Consider the following 15,083-nt stretch of genomic DNA (forward strand, 5'->3'; position numbering starts at 1 on the left):
GGGGGAATGGTGGATTCGGTGGTGAAGTCGGTTCCGGCGCAGGACACCGGTCGGCGGGTACCAACCGTGTGGGGCAACGTGCCACAACGGAACAAGAACTTCACCGGTCGGGAAGGCCTGCTCGCCGATCTGCGCGCCCGAATCACCTCGGACACGCGTGACGTCACCGCGGTCCTGCCGCACGCGCTGCAGGGGCTCGGCGGGGTGGGCAAGACCCATCTGGCGATCGAGTACGCCCACCGTTTCCAGACCGACTACGACCTCGTGTGGTGGGTGCCCGCCGACCAGCCCTCGCTGGTCAGGTCCACCCTCGCCACCCTCGCGCCCCGGTTGGGGCTGGCGGACGCCGCCCCACTGCGGGTCGACGACGCCGTCGCCCTGGTACTGGACGCGCTGCGCCGGGGAGACCCCTACCGTCGCTGGCTACTGATCTTCGACAACGCCGAGCAGCCGGAACTCATCCGTCCCAGCATCCCGCACGGTCCCGGACACGTCATCGTGACCTCGCGCAACCGGAGCTGGCTGAGCCACGTCGACACGATCGAGGTAAACGTCTTCGACCGCACGGAAAGCCTGGAGTTCCTCCGTCGCCGGGTTCAGGGAATCTCGGGAACCGATGCCGACGAGCTGGCCGACGCTCTCGGGGACCTGCCGCTCGCTCTGGAGCAGGCGGGCGCTCTGCAGGCCGAGACGGGCATGGGCGCCCAGGAGTACCTGGAGTTGCTGCGCGAGGCCGGCGGCCGGTTGCTCGCCGAGAACACGCCCGCCGACTATTCCCGGCCGGTCGCGGCGGCCTGGAGCCTGTCGGTGAGCCGGTTGCAGGAACAGGCGCCGTTCGCCCTGGAGCTGCTGCGCCGTTGCGCGTTCTTCAGCCCGGAACCGATCTCGATGGAGATGCTCGACCGCGGCAAGTACATCCTGAAGTCCGATTTCGGCGCCGCCATGCAGGACCGGCTGGTCGTCAGCCGCGCCGTCCGGGAGCTCGGCCGCTACGCCCTGGCCCGCATCGACACCACCAACAAGACGCTGCAGGTCCACCGGCTCGTCCAGAAGCTCATCCGCGACGACCTGCCGGCCGAGGACCAGCGGCGGGTGCGCGACGAGGTGCACCAACTGCTCGTCGGGGCGGACCCGGGCGAGGCGGAGGAGGACAACTGGCCGCTGTTCGGCCGGCTGCTGCCGCACATCGTGCCCTCCGAGGTCTACCGGGCCCAGGAGCCGCCGGCGCGCCAGCTCATCGAGCATGTAGTCCGGTACCTCTACCAGACCGGCGACTTCACCACCGGCCTCGTCGAGGCGGATCGGGCGCTGACCCGGTGGATCGCGGACTCCGGCCACCGCGATCCCGACGTCCTCGTCCTGCAGGGGATCAAGGCGGACATTCTCTGGGCGCTGGGCCGGTATCGCGAGGCCTACGACCTGCGGCGCCCCACTCTCGAGGCGATCACGGAAGTGCTCGGGACGGACCACGAGGAGACGCTGCTCGTCCTGAACGGTCACGGTGCGGACCTGCGTTCCCTCGGCGAGTTCCAGGCGGCCCGCGAACTCGACGAGGACTCCCTCGCCCGCCATCGGGCGGTCTTCGGCGAGGAGCACCAGGCCACCCTCAACGCCGCCAACAACCTCGCCGTCGACTACAGCCTCACCAGCTCGTATGCCCGCGCTCTCGAAGCAGACCAGCGCAACCTCGCCGATCGGCGCGCCGCATACACCCGCGATGACGCGGTGTGGGTGGTGTTCTCCATGGCCGCCCTCGCCCGCGATCTCCGCCAGGCCGGGCAGTACCTGGAGGCCCGGGAGCTGGCCGAGCAGGCGTACCTGATCTACCGCGACCTGGTGCAACGGCGGATCCTGCCGGCCGGGCACTGGCACGTCGTCCAGCATGCCAAGGAGCTCTCGGTGGCGCGCCGCAAGGCCGGTGACTTCGCCGCCGCGCTGGAGTTGGCACGGGAGGTACACGGCCGGTACACCAACAGCCCGCAGTACGGCTCCGAGCACCCGGACACCCTCGCCGCCGGGATCAACCTCGGCAACGCGCAGCGGGTGGCGGGCGATCCGGACGAGGCGACCGTCCGGATCGAGAAGACTGTCCGCCGCTACCGCGACGTGCTCGGCCCCGACCATCCCTACACCTACGGCTGCGGCCTGAACCTCGCCCTCGTCCACCGGCAGCTCGGTCGGGTCGAGGAGGCCGAGAGCCTGCTGACCGAGTCGCTCGCCGGCCTGGAGGCCAGGCTGGGCGCCGACCACCACTTCACCCTGACCTGTGTGGCAAACCTGGCGACGGCACGATCCGCGCTGGGGCGGACCGACGAGGCGGTGAAGATGGGGGAGGCCGCGCTCCCCCGGTTCCGGGACCTCCTCGGCTATGATCATCCGCACACGCTGGTCTGCGCGACCAACGTCGCGCTGGACCTCGCCGCCGTCGGCCGGGCGGAGGAGAGCCAAGCCCTCACCCAGGACACGGTGCGCCGCTACCGGCGGGTTCTCGGCGAGGACCATCCGGACGTGCTGGCCGGCCTGCGTGGTGAGCGGCTGGACTTCGACTTCGAGCCGCCGCCGCTATAGCCCCGTTCCCCCGGCGGTCCCGTCGGGGGCCGGCTCGGGCAGCCAGGCCGCAAGATCATCCGGGTCGACGCGGTCCCCGCTCAGCTCCTCGACCCCCCGGTGCACCGCGCGCACGAGCTCGGGGTGGGCGATGAGGACCCGGCTGCCGTGTGGGCCGGTCTCCCGGCGGCACAGCGCGAGACCGGCCCATGCCCCGAGGTGGTCCGGATCCTCGGCGATCTCCCGCTTGTAGGCGGCCGCGGCCGCCGGGAAGTCGCCGCAGGCATACGCCCGATCGGCCGGCGAGAAGTCCTCCTCGAGCACACCGGGAACGCCTTCGCGCACGGCCGCGAAGACCTTCGGCTCATTCAACCGGAGGTGCACCAGGCTGAGCCGGGCGCTGTGGACCAGCCCGCGGTTGCCGGCCCGGATACCCGTGGGCACCCGCATCCCGGCCGGCGCCGGGCGGCCGGCGGCCCACGCCCGGACGAGAGCCGCCACCCGGTCCGCGGCGGGCTCGGCGTTGCGCAGCCGCCAGGTCGTCCAGGTGTCCGCGCTGATCCGCCGGGCCAGCATCCGCGGCTCAGCCGGCACCGCGGCCTGCCGGTGGCGCCAGACCACCGTCCGCATGCCGTCGAGGAAGCGGAGTCCCAGCGGGGTCAGCGCACCGGACAGCCGGATCGCGACGAGGACCCGCCACACCTCCTCCCGCCACCGGGCGAACTCGAAGTGCGCGTAGCCCGGCTCGGGGAGCACCCGCCGCTGGAAGTCCCAGAATCCGGTGAGTCCGAGGTAGGCGTAGGCGCCCTGGAGCAGCCCGGGCAGGGGGCGAGGATCGGCGCGCCAGGGCGCGTAAAGCAGCCGTCCCTCGACGTGCTCGAACAGGGTGACGAGATCGAGCAGCGCGGACAGCTTGTTGTGCTGGAACTCGTGGACGAGGGCGGCCGCGCACGACAGGCCGTCCTTCGGCAGCGTCATCGCGACCGCCCCGAACGCCTCGCCGGCGGAGGCGCTGAGCTCGGTCGCGCCGCTCGTCGCCCGCAACGGGAAGACCGTCGTGAGCCCGGCGGCGATCGCCCGCGCCGCGCGTGGATCGCACCGGCACAGGATCCGCCAGCCGTCGGCAAGCCGCTGGCGCCACAGGTCGAGCGCCTCCGGGGCGACCTCGGACGTCATGGGCAGGTCGAGCAGGTGGCGGCCGGGATCGAGGTAGTCCAGGCGCAGCTCGATCCGCTCACCCGCCGCCTGCGCGTCGAGAGTGGGCACCGGCTCCCAGCCGGAACCGGCGTCGCGGATCAGGTCCTGCTCGGCCGCCCGCGCTGCCCGGGCGATCAGAACCTGGCGCTCCTGCGGTGAACCGGCCGTACGCAACGTCAGTGCGCCACCGGCGGTCCGTGCCTGAACCCAGCCGGACGACACACCACGGTAGCGGCCAAGGGTGGGCAGAACCAGCTCGTCCTCTCTGATCAGCACGGGGACCTCCGCGTCCAGCCCGGCACGCAGGGCCGCCACGACGGCCAGCGCACCGAGCCCGGCCAGATCGTCCTCGAGCGGAATCGGGGAGGACACGGCGCCACGCATCCGCCGCAGGCAGTGCATCGCCCACAGCCCGAACCCCGGCGAGACCAACAGCTCCTCCACCGAGTCCGGCGCGGCGCGCTGCGCGGCGACAAGCACGTCGAAGCTGCGTGCGAGACCGTCGCCGGCTCCCGGCGCCAGACGGTCGGCATCATCCATGACCGCGCGCAGAGTCAACAGCCGCTTGCTGAGCTGCGTCGCCCGGAGACGGTGGACAACCTCCGCCCCGGCTCCCCCCACCGCCAGCTCATCGAAATCAGCGGCGGCCAGCCGATGAAATTTCACGCTCACCCTGTGCGGCGTCGGGCGCGCTCGAGATCCGCGCGGATCCGGGTTCCGATATGCGAGATCAGGTGGAACAGATCCGGACAGTACACCGAGCGGTTCCGGAAACCGGTACCCGGCCGGTATCGATGCGGGTAGTACCCACCACCGCAGACCCGATGGATGGGGCATCGGGTGCATTCCTCGCCGAGCGCCGCGGCACCGATCTGCCTGGCGACGATGCCCGGGTGCCGCAGAGCGGCGTCGAAGTCGTCCCGGTCGACGTGCAACCCGGTCGACGCGGCTCCCTGATAGGCGGACTTCAGCGCGTCAACCTGCTCGATCGAGCCGTCGGTCTCGACCACGACCACCGTCGACGGGGTCAGTCCCACGGTCTCGACCCGGCTTCGCCCGCCGAGCAGCAGAGCGATGATCTCGTCGAAAAGGCGGAGGTCCGTCTCGTGGTCCGAGGCGGAATACCAGCGGTCGAACAACCTCCCGAGCCAGTCCGCGTACGGCGTGTCCCGCTCGTCCACCCCCCGCCCAGGCGGTCGGACCAGCCAGTTTCCGTGGGGCAGCAGAAAGTCGACCGCCGGCGGGTTCCAGGCAAGCAGGCTTTCGTACACCTCGAGCGGATCACTTTCCAGGTCTATGACGCAGAGCAGACCGCCGAAGATGTCGCGGAACCGCTCCGCGGTCAGCCGGGCGAGTCCGGTATGTGTGTCCGCCAGGCTCTCCGACCCGTCCCGTCGGACCCGCCGTCGATTGTGGTGGTCGACGCCGCCGTCGACGCTGACGCCCACGCGGATGCCGTGGCCCAGGCAGAGTTCGAGCATGCGCTCGGTCAGCAGCACGGCGTTCGTCTGGAGGCTGAACGCGACGCGCGTTCCGGCCGGCGCCGCGTCCCGGAAAGCCGTGACCACGTAGTCGAGCAGGTCGGCCCCGGCCAGGAGCGGCTCGCCGCCGTGCAGAACGACGTGGACGGCGGTCAGACCGTGCCGCCGCGCATGCCGCGCCACTCGCCCTGCCGTCGCGGCGACCGTCCGGTGGCTCATCGCCGCGGGCTGACCGCGCCAGCTCTGATCGGCCTGATGGTAGACGTAACAGTAGGTGCACGACAGGTTGCAGCGACTGTGCACCTTGAGAACGAACTGCGAGAAGGGCTCAGGTCGCCAACCCGAGCCGTCCAGCTTTTTGTCGGGAAGCGAGCCATAGGGCCACTCCATCCGCCGGAGTCGCCTCGCGTCGGCGTCAGAGATCTGCACCCTGCCCCTGTCTAAAGCGCCGACAGGGCGGAGGTGAAAGCCACACTCGAGTTGAAGCCGGTCGGCGGCGAGGAGACCTGCGCAGCCTCGCGATCCAGGCGCGCCAACGCCCGCCGGAGCCCAGGGCTGTCCACCACCCCGATCGCGTCAAGCGCCACCTCGGTCATGTCGGGTAGCCACGACTCGAAACCTGCCAACGACCGATCCATCCGCGACCTCCTCAAGGGGCCCCGATCTTCCAATCTAGCCTGGCCCGCGACCCGGCGCCCGTAAAGCAACACAGAAAGCTTCGTCCGGCGGGAGCCGGCGTCACCGGGACAAGCCGACGGCGTACGGCCGGCGGGACGTATACCTCTGCCGGGCCCATCGGAAACCGTACTTACCTGGTTTCCGACGCACCGGCGCCATGCCTCCTTCCACCTCCCACGACGTAGACTCTCTTCTCACTCATCGATACCCGGCACCGGCTGGACCAGCGGGTGCGGTGCCGACCGGGTAGGAAACGAGGGGACCAGTGGAACCGGGGGAGATCGTCCGCGGGTCATGGGTCAGTCAGTCGACACGGTGCCAGATAGCCGGCCGAGAACGCCCACCCTCACCGAGCCGCATCGCGGCCCGAATCCATCGGGCAGCCCAGGCCCACGCCGGCGCCCGCCTCTCCGGACGCCTCCCGGCCCGATGACTGCGCTTCCGTTGTACTTCTTCCTCAGTTATGCGCGGCTTGACATCACCGACGGCCCGTTTCTCAGCACTTTCTTTCTGGATCTTCGGCGGGAGGTTCGGGCCCGCTGCGGCTATCCCAGTCTCGATGACGTCGGATTTCTCGACACCTCGAGCATCCGCCCGGGTGAGGCCTGGTCGGAGGAGCTGAGCGACGCCCTCAGGCGATGCCGGACCTTCGTGGCAATCTGCTCACCCAGCCTCTTCGCCAGCGAGTACTGCGGCCGGGAGTGGCAGGTTTTCGACGACCGGCTCCGGGACCAGACGGCCAACGGGGCGACCCGCCCGCCAGCGCTACTCCCCGTGATCTGGACGCCGTTGCGGCCAACCCCCGCAATCCTCTCCGGGTTGCAGTATAGTCACAGGGATCTCGGGGACGGCTACGCCACGCACGGCCTGCGATATCTCCTGCAACTGAAGCGGAACCATGACGAGTACCAGGAGTTCCTGGTGGCGCTGGCCAAGCGGATCATATTTCTGGCCGAGGACTCCCCACTCCCGCCCATGGCAACCGCCCCCGACTTCCATGCGGTTCGCAATGCTTTCGGGCCGGCGGAGATCGTCGCCCACCCGTCCGCGCCCGCGGCCCGGCCCGCGGAAGACAACGGTGTGGTCACCTGGAACGGCCGCGAGATGACGAGTCCTGCGCCGCCGACGGCACGTCGAGCCGAGCCGCCGCCAGGATCTGAGCCGTCACCAGGCCTGGCGCGCGGCGCCGAGCCGGTCTCGCCGCGGGAGCCGGACTCGCCGCACGCGCAGGAGGCCACCGCACCGGCATCCGCCGCCGACGAATCAGCCGGCAACGCCTGGGATTTCCATGATCCCGGCGCCACCCGCCGGATGTCCGCGCCGGCGGCCCGCGGGGCCGGTACGGATCCCGGTGGCGGTCCCAAACGAGTTACCTTCGTCCTCGCCGTGACCTCGGCGAACGAGCTTGCGGCGCTGCGTCGGCGGCTGGACTACTACGGTGGTCAGTACGATGAGTGGACGCCGTTTCACCCGCACTTCCGCCAGCGGGTCTGCGTCCTGGCGCAGTCCGTCGCCGCGAGCCAGGACATGGTCTCGACCATCGTCAAGCTGCACACCGGCATAGGCGCGTTACTCGAGACCTCAAAGGAACGCAACGAGGTCGTCATCTTCATCATCGATGTGTGGACCGCGATGCTGGAGCCATTTCATACCGCACTCATCGAGTACGACGGACGAAACGAGCCCACCACGGGTGTCCTGGTACCGTGGAATCCGCACGACGCCGAGACGATCGAGAACGCCGCCGAGCTGAGGGCCAGCCTGACCCAGACACTACGCAACAACGTGGTTCGGCAGGACAACCTCCTTCGCATGGACGTCGGCTCACACGACGAGTTCGGGAGGACCCTCATCCAGGTGCTCGCCGACCTGCAGGCTCGCATCTTCTCCTCTCATTCATCGTTGCGTACCCGTGACGCCCAGCCCCGCCGCCGGCCGTTCCTCCAGAGCCCGTAGGAGATACGGTGGCAGGAGCACCGCCGGGCACCATCGTCACGTTCTACTCGTACAAGGGCGGAACGGGCCGCTCGATGGCGCTGGCCAACATCGCCTGGCTGCTCGCCAGCAACGGCCGACGCGTCCTCGTCGTGGACTGGGATCTGGAGGCGCCCGGTCTGCAGCGATACTTTCACCCGTTTCTCCACGACCCCGAACTACGCTCGACCCGCGGCGTGATGGACATGATCTGGGATTTCACCGCGGCGGTGATGTCCCCACCGGTTCCCGGCGAGGAGGACTGGTTTGAGCGCGCCACCGCGATCACGCCCTACGCGGAATCACTGAACACGACTTTCCCGGACGACGGCACAATTGACTTCGTCTGTTCCGGCCGCCACGACCCAGCATATTCCCAGCGCCTGAGCACCTTCGACTGGAGCACCTTCTACGACGCGCACGGCGGCGCAGATTTCATCGACGCCGTTGCCAAGAACATGCGCGCGTCCTATGAGTGGATACTCGTCGACAGCCGGACCGGGCTGAGCGACACCGCGGGGATCTGCACCGTCCAGCTACCCGACATCGTTGTCAACTGCTTCACTCTCAGCACACAGAGCATCGAGGGGGCCGCCGCCGCCGCCCGATCGATCGACAGCCAGGACGATGCACGTAAAATCCGTATACTCCCAGTTCCGATGCGAGTCGAGGACGGCGAGCAGAAGAAGCTGGAGGTGGGCCGCGACCTCGCCCGAGCGACCTTCGACGCCTTCCTGCACGGTATGGACGGCCGCGAGCGAGAACGGTATTGGGGTGATGTCGAGATACCGTACAAGCCCTACTACGCGTACGAGGAGATCCTGGCCGTCTTCGGTGACCGCCCCCAGCAGGAGGGAACGCTGCTGGCCGCATACGAGCGGCTCGCGTCCTGTCTCACCGGTGGCGAGGTCAACACTCTTGCCCCGCAGGACGAGCGGGAGCGCCGACGCATTCTCGCGATGTTCGAACGCACGCAGATCCCCATCCCGACGGACATCCTCATCAATCATGCCGCCGAGGATCGCACCTGGGCCGACTGGATCGCCGGGGAACTGGCGGCGGTCGGCTTCGCCGTGACGCTGGAGTCGGCCACCGGCGTGCCACCAGGTTGGACCGGCGATGGCCCCGCCGCAATCGCGCCCGGCGGGGGGTTCCGGACGGTCGCCGTCCTGTCCCGGGCATACCTCCGCTCCTCCGGGCAGGAGAGATGGCGTCAGGCGACCGCCCGCGATCCGAACGGGCTCGCCCGCCTCTTCCTACCCGTACGCGTCGAGGATTTTCCGCTCCCCGCCCAGTTCGGCGAGCAGGACTACACCGACCTCGCCGGCCTGACCGAGACGCCTGCCCGGCGGGCGCTGCTCGCCGCGGTGGGACGGCCCGACCGCCGTACCGCACCCACACTCACGAGGACCGGCGCGGACGCCACGATCCGGTTCCCCGGCGCCCCACCGCAGATCTGGGCGGGAGTGCCCGCCCGCAACCTCGCGTTCGTGGGTCGGGAGGCGCTCCTCACCGAGCTTCGGGACCGTTTCGTCGGCGTCGGCACCGCCCCGGCCCACATCCAGGTGTTGCAGGGCCTCGGCGGCGTGGGCAAGACCCAGCTCGCCGCGGAGTATGTCTACCGTTTCGCCGCTTCGTACGATCTGGTCTGCTGGATCGGCTGTGATCAGCCCGCGCTGCTGCGCAGTGGACTGGCGGCCCTCGCCCGGAGATTCAGGTTGCCGGCGCACCCGAGGCACGAGCCGGTCGACGACGTGTTGAACGCCCTGCGCCGCGGCGATCCGTACCGGCGATGGTTGCTCGTCTTCGACAACGCCGACAGCCCGGACGACATCACCCCGCTGATTCCCCACGGTCCGGGGCATGTGCTCATCACCTCCCGCAACCAGCGCTGGCAGGGCCGCCAGGAGCGGATGGAGATCGGGGTTTTCAGTCAGGGAGAAAGCGTCGCCCTGCTGCGCCGCCGAGCTCCGGCGCTGGCGGCGGAGGTCGCGACCAGGCTCGCCGACGCGCTGGGCAACCTGCCGCTGGCCCTCGAGCATGCGGCGGCCTGGCATGCCGAGACCGGGATGAGCGCCGAGAGCTACCTGCAGCTACTCGACAGCAGCCCCGGCCCGCTGCTACTGGAGGGCGAGGTTCCGAGCTATCCGGGCACCATCGCCCGGACCTGGCTGCTGTCCGTCGATCGGCTGCGAAAGCAGGCTCCCCTCGCCGCGCGGCTCGCCGAGCTGTGTGCCTTCTTCGGCCCGGAGCCGATCGGTCTGCGGCTCTTCACCGGCGAGGGACTGCGAGATGTCGAGGACCGTCGGGACCAGGAGTTCCGAGATCCACTCACGCTGGCCACCGCCGTCCGGAACATGACCGAGCACGCGCTGGCCCGGGTCGACGAGAGAGATCAGAGCCTGGAGATGCACCGGCTCGTGCAGGCGGCGATCCGCGACGACTTCTCCCCGGATCGGCAGGCGGGCATTCGTCAACGGGTGCAGGCGTTGCTGGCGGCTGCGGATCCCGGCGAGCCCGACGAGCCTCGCAACTGGCCCCGTTACGCGTTGCTCCGCCCCCATATCGGGCCGGCGGGAGCCGCCCGTTCCACCTCGCGGGGTGTCGCCGAACTGGTCCTCAACATCATTCGCAGCCTGTACATGCAACGCCACTACAGCGACTGCCGGGACCTCGCCGACGACACCTTGAGCATCTGGCAGGACAGCCTGGGCGAGAACGATCAGCAGACCTTGGAACTCACCCTGAATCTTGCCGACAGCCTGCGCGTTCTGGGCGAGCCGGAAAGGGCCCGCCGGCTGGACCAGTCGGCCCGGGAACGGCTACAACGCGTTCTCGGGCCGGATGCTCCCCTCACGCTGCGGGCGGCGATGGCGCTGGGCGGCGACCTCCGCGGGATGCGCAGGTACCAGGATGCCCGCACGCTCGACGAGGAGACCTACGAGCGGTTCCGGATTCGCGGTTGGCTCGATCGCCCCGACGGGATCCTGAGCGCCAACGATCTCGCGGTTTCCCTGCGCTTCGTCGGTGATTTTGCCACCGCCCTCGACATGAGTCGAGAGATCTATGAACGGGTGCGTAGGCTGAACAGCGAGAACCCCGTCTACGCCCTGCAGTTGGCGGACAGCCATGCCCGCGATCTCCGTGAGTGCGGGCACTACCAGGAGTCACTCACGCTCCTGGAGGCAACCGTGGAACGCTGCCGCGAGGCCCTGGGTGAGGGTCATGCCGACACCCTCAGATCATTACGGAACCGCGCGATCTCCTTGCGGTGGTGCGGCCAGAGCGACCGCGCCCGCCAAGATTCGGCATACACGCTCGGCAGGTTTGGCGCCCTGGCAGGAAAGGACCATCCGGAGACTCTGGCGACGGCCGTCAGCCTGGTTTCCGACCTGTGCCTCGCCCGGGAGACCTCAGCCGCCCGCAGCCTGGCGGAGGATACATTCCGGCGCGCGCGTGGTCAGCTCGGACCCGACAGTCTCTACACTCTTGCCGCCGCAAATGCGTTGATCACAGCCCTCCGTTCGGAAGGGAGCACGGCCGCCGCCACCCAACTCGCGGAACAGACCGTCGAAATGCTGCGGAGGTCACTGCCCCAGGATCATCCGTTCATCTTCTACTGCACGGCCAATCTCGCCAACTGCTACTACGACACGAACCGGCTCATCCCCGCCCAACGACTCGATCAGGAGGTCGAGGCCAGCCTGCGGGCAAAGCTCGGCGACAGCCATCCCATCACAATGATCGTCTCCATCAACCATGCCACCAGCCTGGCGAGAACCGATCCCGCGACCTTGACTCGAAATATGCAGGCGAACATTCTCGAGGATCTTGAGGCGGGACTCGGTGCCGACCACCCGGTCAGCGTTCGAGCACGTGACGGCGAGCGGGTGGACCTTGAGATCGATCCGCCCCCGCCGTGAGATGGGCCCGTACGGTCAGTGACCGCCGCCGGGCCGAATGCTCGAGGTGAACCCGGACATGGCGTCGGCGGGGCGCACGGCTTCCTGCCGGAGCCTGGCCAGGGCGTCGCGCAGCCGCGGATGGGAGCGGTCGGCGAGATCGGCGAGATCGATTTCGGACAGATCGGGCAGAACCGACTCGAACGCCTCGTCCCCGTCGATCATGCGCTGCTCGCTCCTGTCCCGGTTCGGCGACCCACACGCCGACGTCAGACTGCAGCGTACGGGCCGGCGGTCAGCCCACCGACAATGACGGCGAGGAACAGCCGAGGCGGTCGTCACGCCGCCATCGATCCAGGCCCGCAGCCGCGACCGTCGACAGCAAGGCGTAATTGCTCGTGTTAATTCAGTGATTGCCGGGACGGCGGGCGGCCGCGAGGCGACACCGCTCCTCAACCGAGGATCAATCCACAGGTGACCAGGCCCGTCCCTGTGATGCCGCGCACTTGTTGACTGCGGTCTGGAAGACCTGTTTAGGTCGGATGGCGAGATGCGGCATAGCTCACACTCCGCACGTCATCCTGGTGCCCGGCCGTCCGTCGGCTCCGGGCCCCGCCGAAGGGTCGGGGGCCGGTCGGGTGCACGGGTGGGCGCGGAGGCGATCGCAGGATCGGTGGCGGGGTCGCATCGGCATCCGAGGTGTCCTGTCGTCCATGCGGGGAGTGGCCCATGAGCTCGGAGTTCGCCTGGTCCGCTGAGCAGGTCGAGCTGCGCCGGACGGTACGTGCGTTCGCCGCGGAGGTCAGTCCACAGGAGGAGGTCCGGCGGCTGATGGCGTCGCCGCTCGGCCACGATCCCGCCGTCTGGTCCCGGCTCGGCGAGGAACTCGGTGTGCTCGGCCTCGCCACGGACGAGGAATACGACGGCGTCGGCGACGGGCTGGTCTCCCAGGCGGTGGTGATCGAGGAGCTGGGCCGGGCGCTCGTGTGCGGGCCGCTGCTCGGTTCGATCATCCTCGGCGCCACGGCGCTGGGGGGCCTGAGCGACAAGACGGCACGTGCGGAGCTGCTGCCGGGGCTCGTCGCGGGCCGCACCTCCGCCGCGCTGGCGGCGCCGCTGCACCGGGGCGGGTTCGACCCGACCGCCGTCACCGTGACCGCCACCGCCCGCCACAGCGCCGCTGCACCGGACGGAACCCCCTCGCCGGGCGGCACCGCGACCGCCGGGCACACGCTGCGTGGATCCGTCGCGCACGTGCTGGACGGCGCCGCGGCGGATCTGTTGCTGGTCGCCGCGGCGATCGGCGGCGCGGACGGGGACGGGGACGGGGACGGGGACACCGTAGGGCTGTTCGCGGTGAGCTCCGACGCGGCCGGACTGGTCCGGCAGTCCACGCCCACGATGGACCTCACCCGCCGGCAGGCCGTCGTCAGCTTCAACGACGTCCCGGCCCGGCTGCTCGCCGCGGCGCCGGAGGCCGCGGCCGTCCTCGCCACCACCGCGGAGACCGCCGCCGTGCTGCTGGCCGCCGAGCAGGTCGGCGCCGCCCAGTACCTGCTCGATCTCTCCGTCGAGTACGCCAGGACCCGGCTGCAGTTCGGCCGGCCGATCGGGTCGTTCCAGGCGGTCAAGCACCTGTGCGCCGACATGCTGGTGCTGGTCGAGCAGGCCCGTTCGGTGGCCTACCACGGGGCGTGGGCGCTCGACGAGGGCACCGACGACCCGCGGATCGCGGCGAGCCTCGCCCAGTCGGTGTGTTCGACGGCGTTCACGCAGGTCGCGGCGATGGCCGTGCAGGTGCACGGCGGGATCGGCTTCACCTGGGAGCATCCCGCGCACCTGTACCTCAAGCGCGCCTACACCGACGCGGCCCTGTTCGGCGGCGCCGACGCGCACCAGGAGCGGCTGGCCCAGCTCGTCCTCGACGACGCCGACGGCCGCTAGCCCGCCGGCGCAGCCCACGACCCAACACGGACATCACCGACCCACACCAACATCACCGACCCACGCAGGCATCAGCGACCCACGCAGGCACCAGCGACCTACGGCACACGACGTGACGACGACAGGCGGGAGACGGCGATGAGCGCCGACACGGCCGACGCCCCAACTGCGGCGGGGGCTTCGCAGGACGACCGGGCGCGCGTCGAACGGGCCGCCCACGGGGTGGTCGCCGGCATCGACCCGGCCACCGCGACGACGGCGGAGTTCCTCGGCGCCTGCTACGACGCGGGCCTGGCCTGGGTGCACTTCCCCGTCGGCTTCGGCGGCCTCGGCCTGCCCGCCGGTCTGCAGGCGGTCGCCGACGCGATCCTGGCCGCCGGCGGGCGGCCCGACCCGTTCCTGAACAACCCGATCGGCGTCGGCATGGCCGGCCCGACCCTGCACGGCCACGCCGGCGAGGAGCTCCGGGCGAGGCTGCTGCGCCCGCTGTACACCGGCGAGCAGATGTGGGCCCAGTTGTTCAGCGAGCCGGGCGCGGGCTCCGACCTCGCCGGACTGTCGACCCGCGCGGTGCGCGACGGCGAGGACTGGATCGTCGACGGGCAGAAGGTGTGGACGAGCCTCGCGCACCTGGCGAGCTGGGCGCTGCTGCTGGCCCGGACCGACCCGGACCTGCCCAAGCACCGCGGGCTGACGTACTTCATCGTCGACATGCACGCCCCCGGCGTTGAGGTCCGGCCGCTGCGGCAGGCCACCGGCCAGGCCGAGTTCAACGAGGTCTACCTGACCGGCGTGCGCGTCCCGGACGCCCACCGCCTGGGCGACGTCGGCCAGGGCTGGAACGTCGCGATGACCACGCTGATGAACGAGCGCTCCGCGATCGGCGACTCCGCCCTCGGCCGCGGCTCCGGCACGATCGCCGACGCGCTGGAGCTGTGGCGGGACCGGCCCGACCTGCACAGCCCGGCGCTGCGGCTGCGGCTGGCCGACCTGTGGACGCAGGCGGAGGCCTACCGGCTCACCGGGGAGCGTGCCCGGGTCGCCCGCACCGCCGGGCCGCCCGGACCGGAGGCGTCCATCGGCAAGCTCGTCGGCGCCGAACTCAACCAGAAGATCTACGACTTCTGCATGGACATGCTCGGCCCGGAGGGCACCCTCTACGACTCCTACGACGACCCCGCCGACAGCCTGCAGCGCCGGTTCCTACGGGCCCGGGCCAACACGATCGAGGGCGGGACATCGCAGATCCTGCGCAACGTGCTGGGCGAGCGGGTGCTCCGGCTGCCCGGCGACGTCCGCGTCGACACCGGAAAGCCCTGGCGGGACGTCCCCCGCGGCTGACCGAGCCGCCACGGCCGAC

General features: G+C 70.1%; 9 protein-coding genes. 5 read left to right on the forward strand and 4 right to left on the reverse strand.

The window, feature by feature from the left end:
* Nucleotides 1–21: 21 nt before the first annotated feature.
* Nucleotides 22–2,568 (forward strand): FxSxx-COOH system tetratricopeptide repeat protein, encoded by a 2,547-nt coding sequence (fxsT, locus tag AC5R91_RS18510; protein WP_495392606.1) that lies wholly within the window; start codon nt 22–24, stop codon nt 2,566–2,568.
* Here the strand turns inward: fxsT (AC5R91_RS18510) and AC5R91_RS18515 are convergent.
* From AC5R91_RS18515 to fxsA (AC5R91_RS18525), 3 genes are read right to left on the reverse strand one after another with little or no spacing between them, the layout of a single operon-like run.
* Nucleotides 2,563–4,365: an HEXXH motif domain-containing protein gene (locus AC5R91_RS18515; protein WP_495392607.1), complete on the reverse strand. Its 1,803-nt coding sequence runs from the start codon at nt 4,363–4,365 to the stop codon at nt 2,563–2,565. The genes fxsT (AC5R91_RS18510) and AC5R91_RS18515 overlap by 6 nt on opposite strands.
* Before the next feature lie 47 nt (nt 4,366–4,412).
* The gene (locus AC5R91_RS18520; protein ID WP_495392608.1) at nt 4,413–5,615 is read right to left on the reverse strand and encodes an FxsB family cyclophane-forming radical SAM/SPASM peptide maturase; all 1,203 of its coding nucleotides are present in this window, start codon (nt 5,613–5,615) and stop codon (nt 4,413–4,415) included.
* Nucleotides 5,616–5,665: 50 nt separating this feature from the next.
* Entirely contained in the window at nt 5,666–5,863 is a 198-nt protein-coding gene (fxsA, locus tag AC5R91_RS18525; RefSeq protein WP_495392609.1) for an FxSxx-COOH cyclophane-containing RiPP peptide, read from the reverse strand.
* 469 nt (nt 5,864–6,332) lie between these two features.
* Between fxsA (AC5R91_RS18525) and AC5R91_RS18530 the strand changes: the two genes are divergently transcribed.
* Entirely contained in the window at nt 6,333–7,859 is a 1,527-nt protein-coding gene (locus AC5R91_RS18530; protein WP_495392610.1) for a TIR-like protein FxsC, read from the forward strand.
* 8 nt (nt 7,860–7,867) lie between these two features.
* A complete protein-coding gene (fxsT, locus tag AC5R91_RS18535) occupies nt 7,868–11,800 on the forward strand; it encodes an FxSxx-COOH system tetratricopeptide repeat protein (RefSeq protein WP_495392611.1) in 3,933 nt (1,310 codons plus the stop codon).
* 15 nt (nt 11,801–11,815) lie between these two features.
* Here fxsT (AC5R91_RS18535) and fxsA (AC5R91_RS18540) read toward each other — a convergent pair whose 3' ends face one another.
* Nucleotides 11,816–12,004, reverse strand: coding sequence for an FxSxx-COOH cyclophane-containing RiPP peptide (fxsA, locus tag AC5R91_RS18540; RefSeq protein WP_495392612.1), 189 nt, complete (start codon nt 12,002–12,004; stop codon nt 11,816–11,818).
* A gap of 504 nt (nt 12,005–12,508) precedes the next feature.
* On the opposite strand from fxsA (AC5R91_RS18540), the gene AC5R91_RS18545 reads away from it, so the two are divergent.
* Together AC5R91_RS18545 and AC5R91_RS18550 are read left to right on the forward strand one after the other, a co-directional pair.
* Nucleotides 12,509–13,723 (forward strand): acyl-CoA dehydrogenase family protein, encoded by a 1,215-nt coding sequence (locus AC5R91_RS18545; RefSeq protein WP_495392613.1) that lies wholly within the window; start codon nt 12,509–12,511, stop codon nt 13,721–13,723.
* A 138-nt stretch (nt 13,724–13,861) separates the two neighbouring features.
* Nucleotides 13,862–15,064 (forward strand): acyl-CoA dehydrogenase family protein, encoded by a 1,203-nt coding sequence (locus tag AC5R91_RS18550; protein ID WP_495392614.1) that lies wholly within the window; start codon nt 13,862–13,864, stop codon nt 15,062–15,064.
* Nucleotides 15,065–15,083 lie beyond the last annotated feature (19 nt).

This window comes from Frankia sp. BMG5.60 (genome assembly GCF_059428125.1).

Excerpts from the sequence above, each read along its gene's own strand:
- AC5R91_RS18530 (WP_495392610.1), top strand. The coding sequence starts at position 6,333 with ATGACTGCGCTTCCGTTGTACTTCTTCCTCAGTTATGCGCGGCTTGAC.
- fxsA (WP_495392612.1), bottom strand. The coding sequence starts at position 12,004 with ATGATCGACGGGGACGAGGCGTTCGAGTCGGTTCTGCCCGATCTGTCC.
- AC5R91_RS18520 (WP_495392608.1), bottom strand. The coding sequence starts at position 5,615 with ATGGAGTGGCCCTATGGCTCGCTTCCCGACAAAAAGCTGGACGGCTCG.
- fxsA (WP_495392609.1), bottom strand. The coding sequence starts at position 5,863 with ATGGATCGGTCGTTGGCAGGTTTCGAGTCGTGGCTACCCGACATGACC.
- AC5R91_RS18545 (WP_495392613.1), top strand. The coding sequence starts at position 12,509 with ATGAGCTCGGAGTTCGCCTGGTCCGCTGAGCAGGTCGAGCTGCGCCGG.
- AC5R91_RS18550 (WP_495392614.1), top strand. The coding sequence starts at position 13,862 with ATGAGCGCCGACACGGCCGACGCCCCAACTGCGGCGGGGGCTTCGCAG.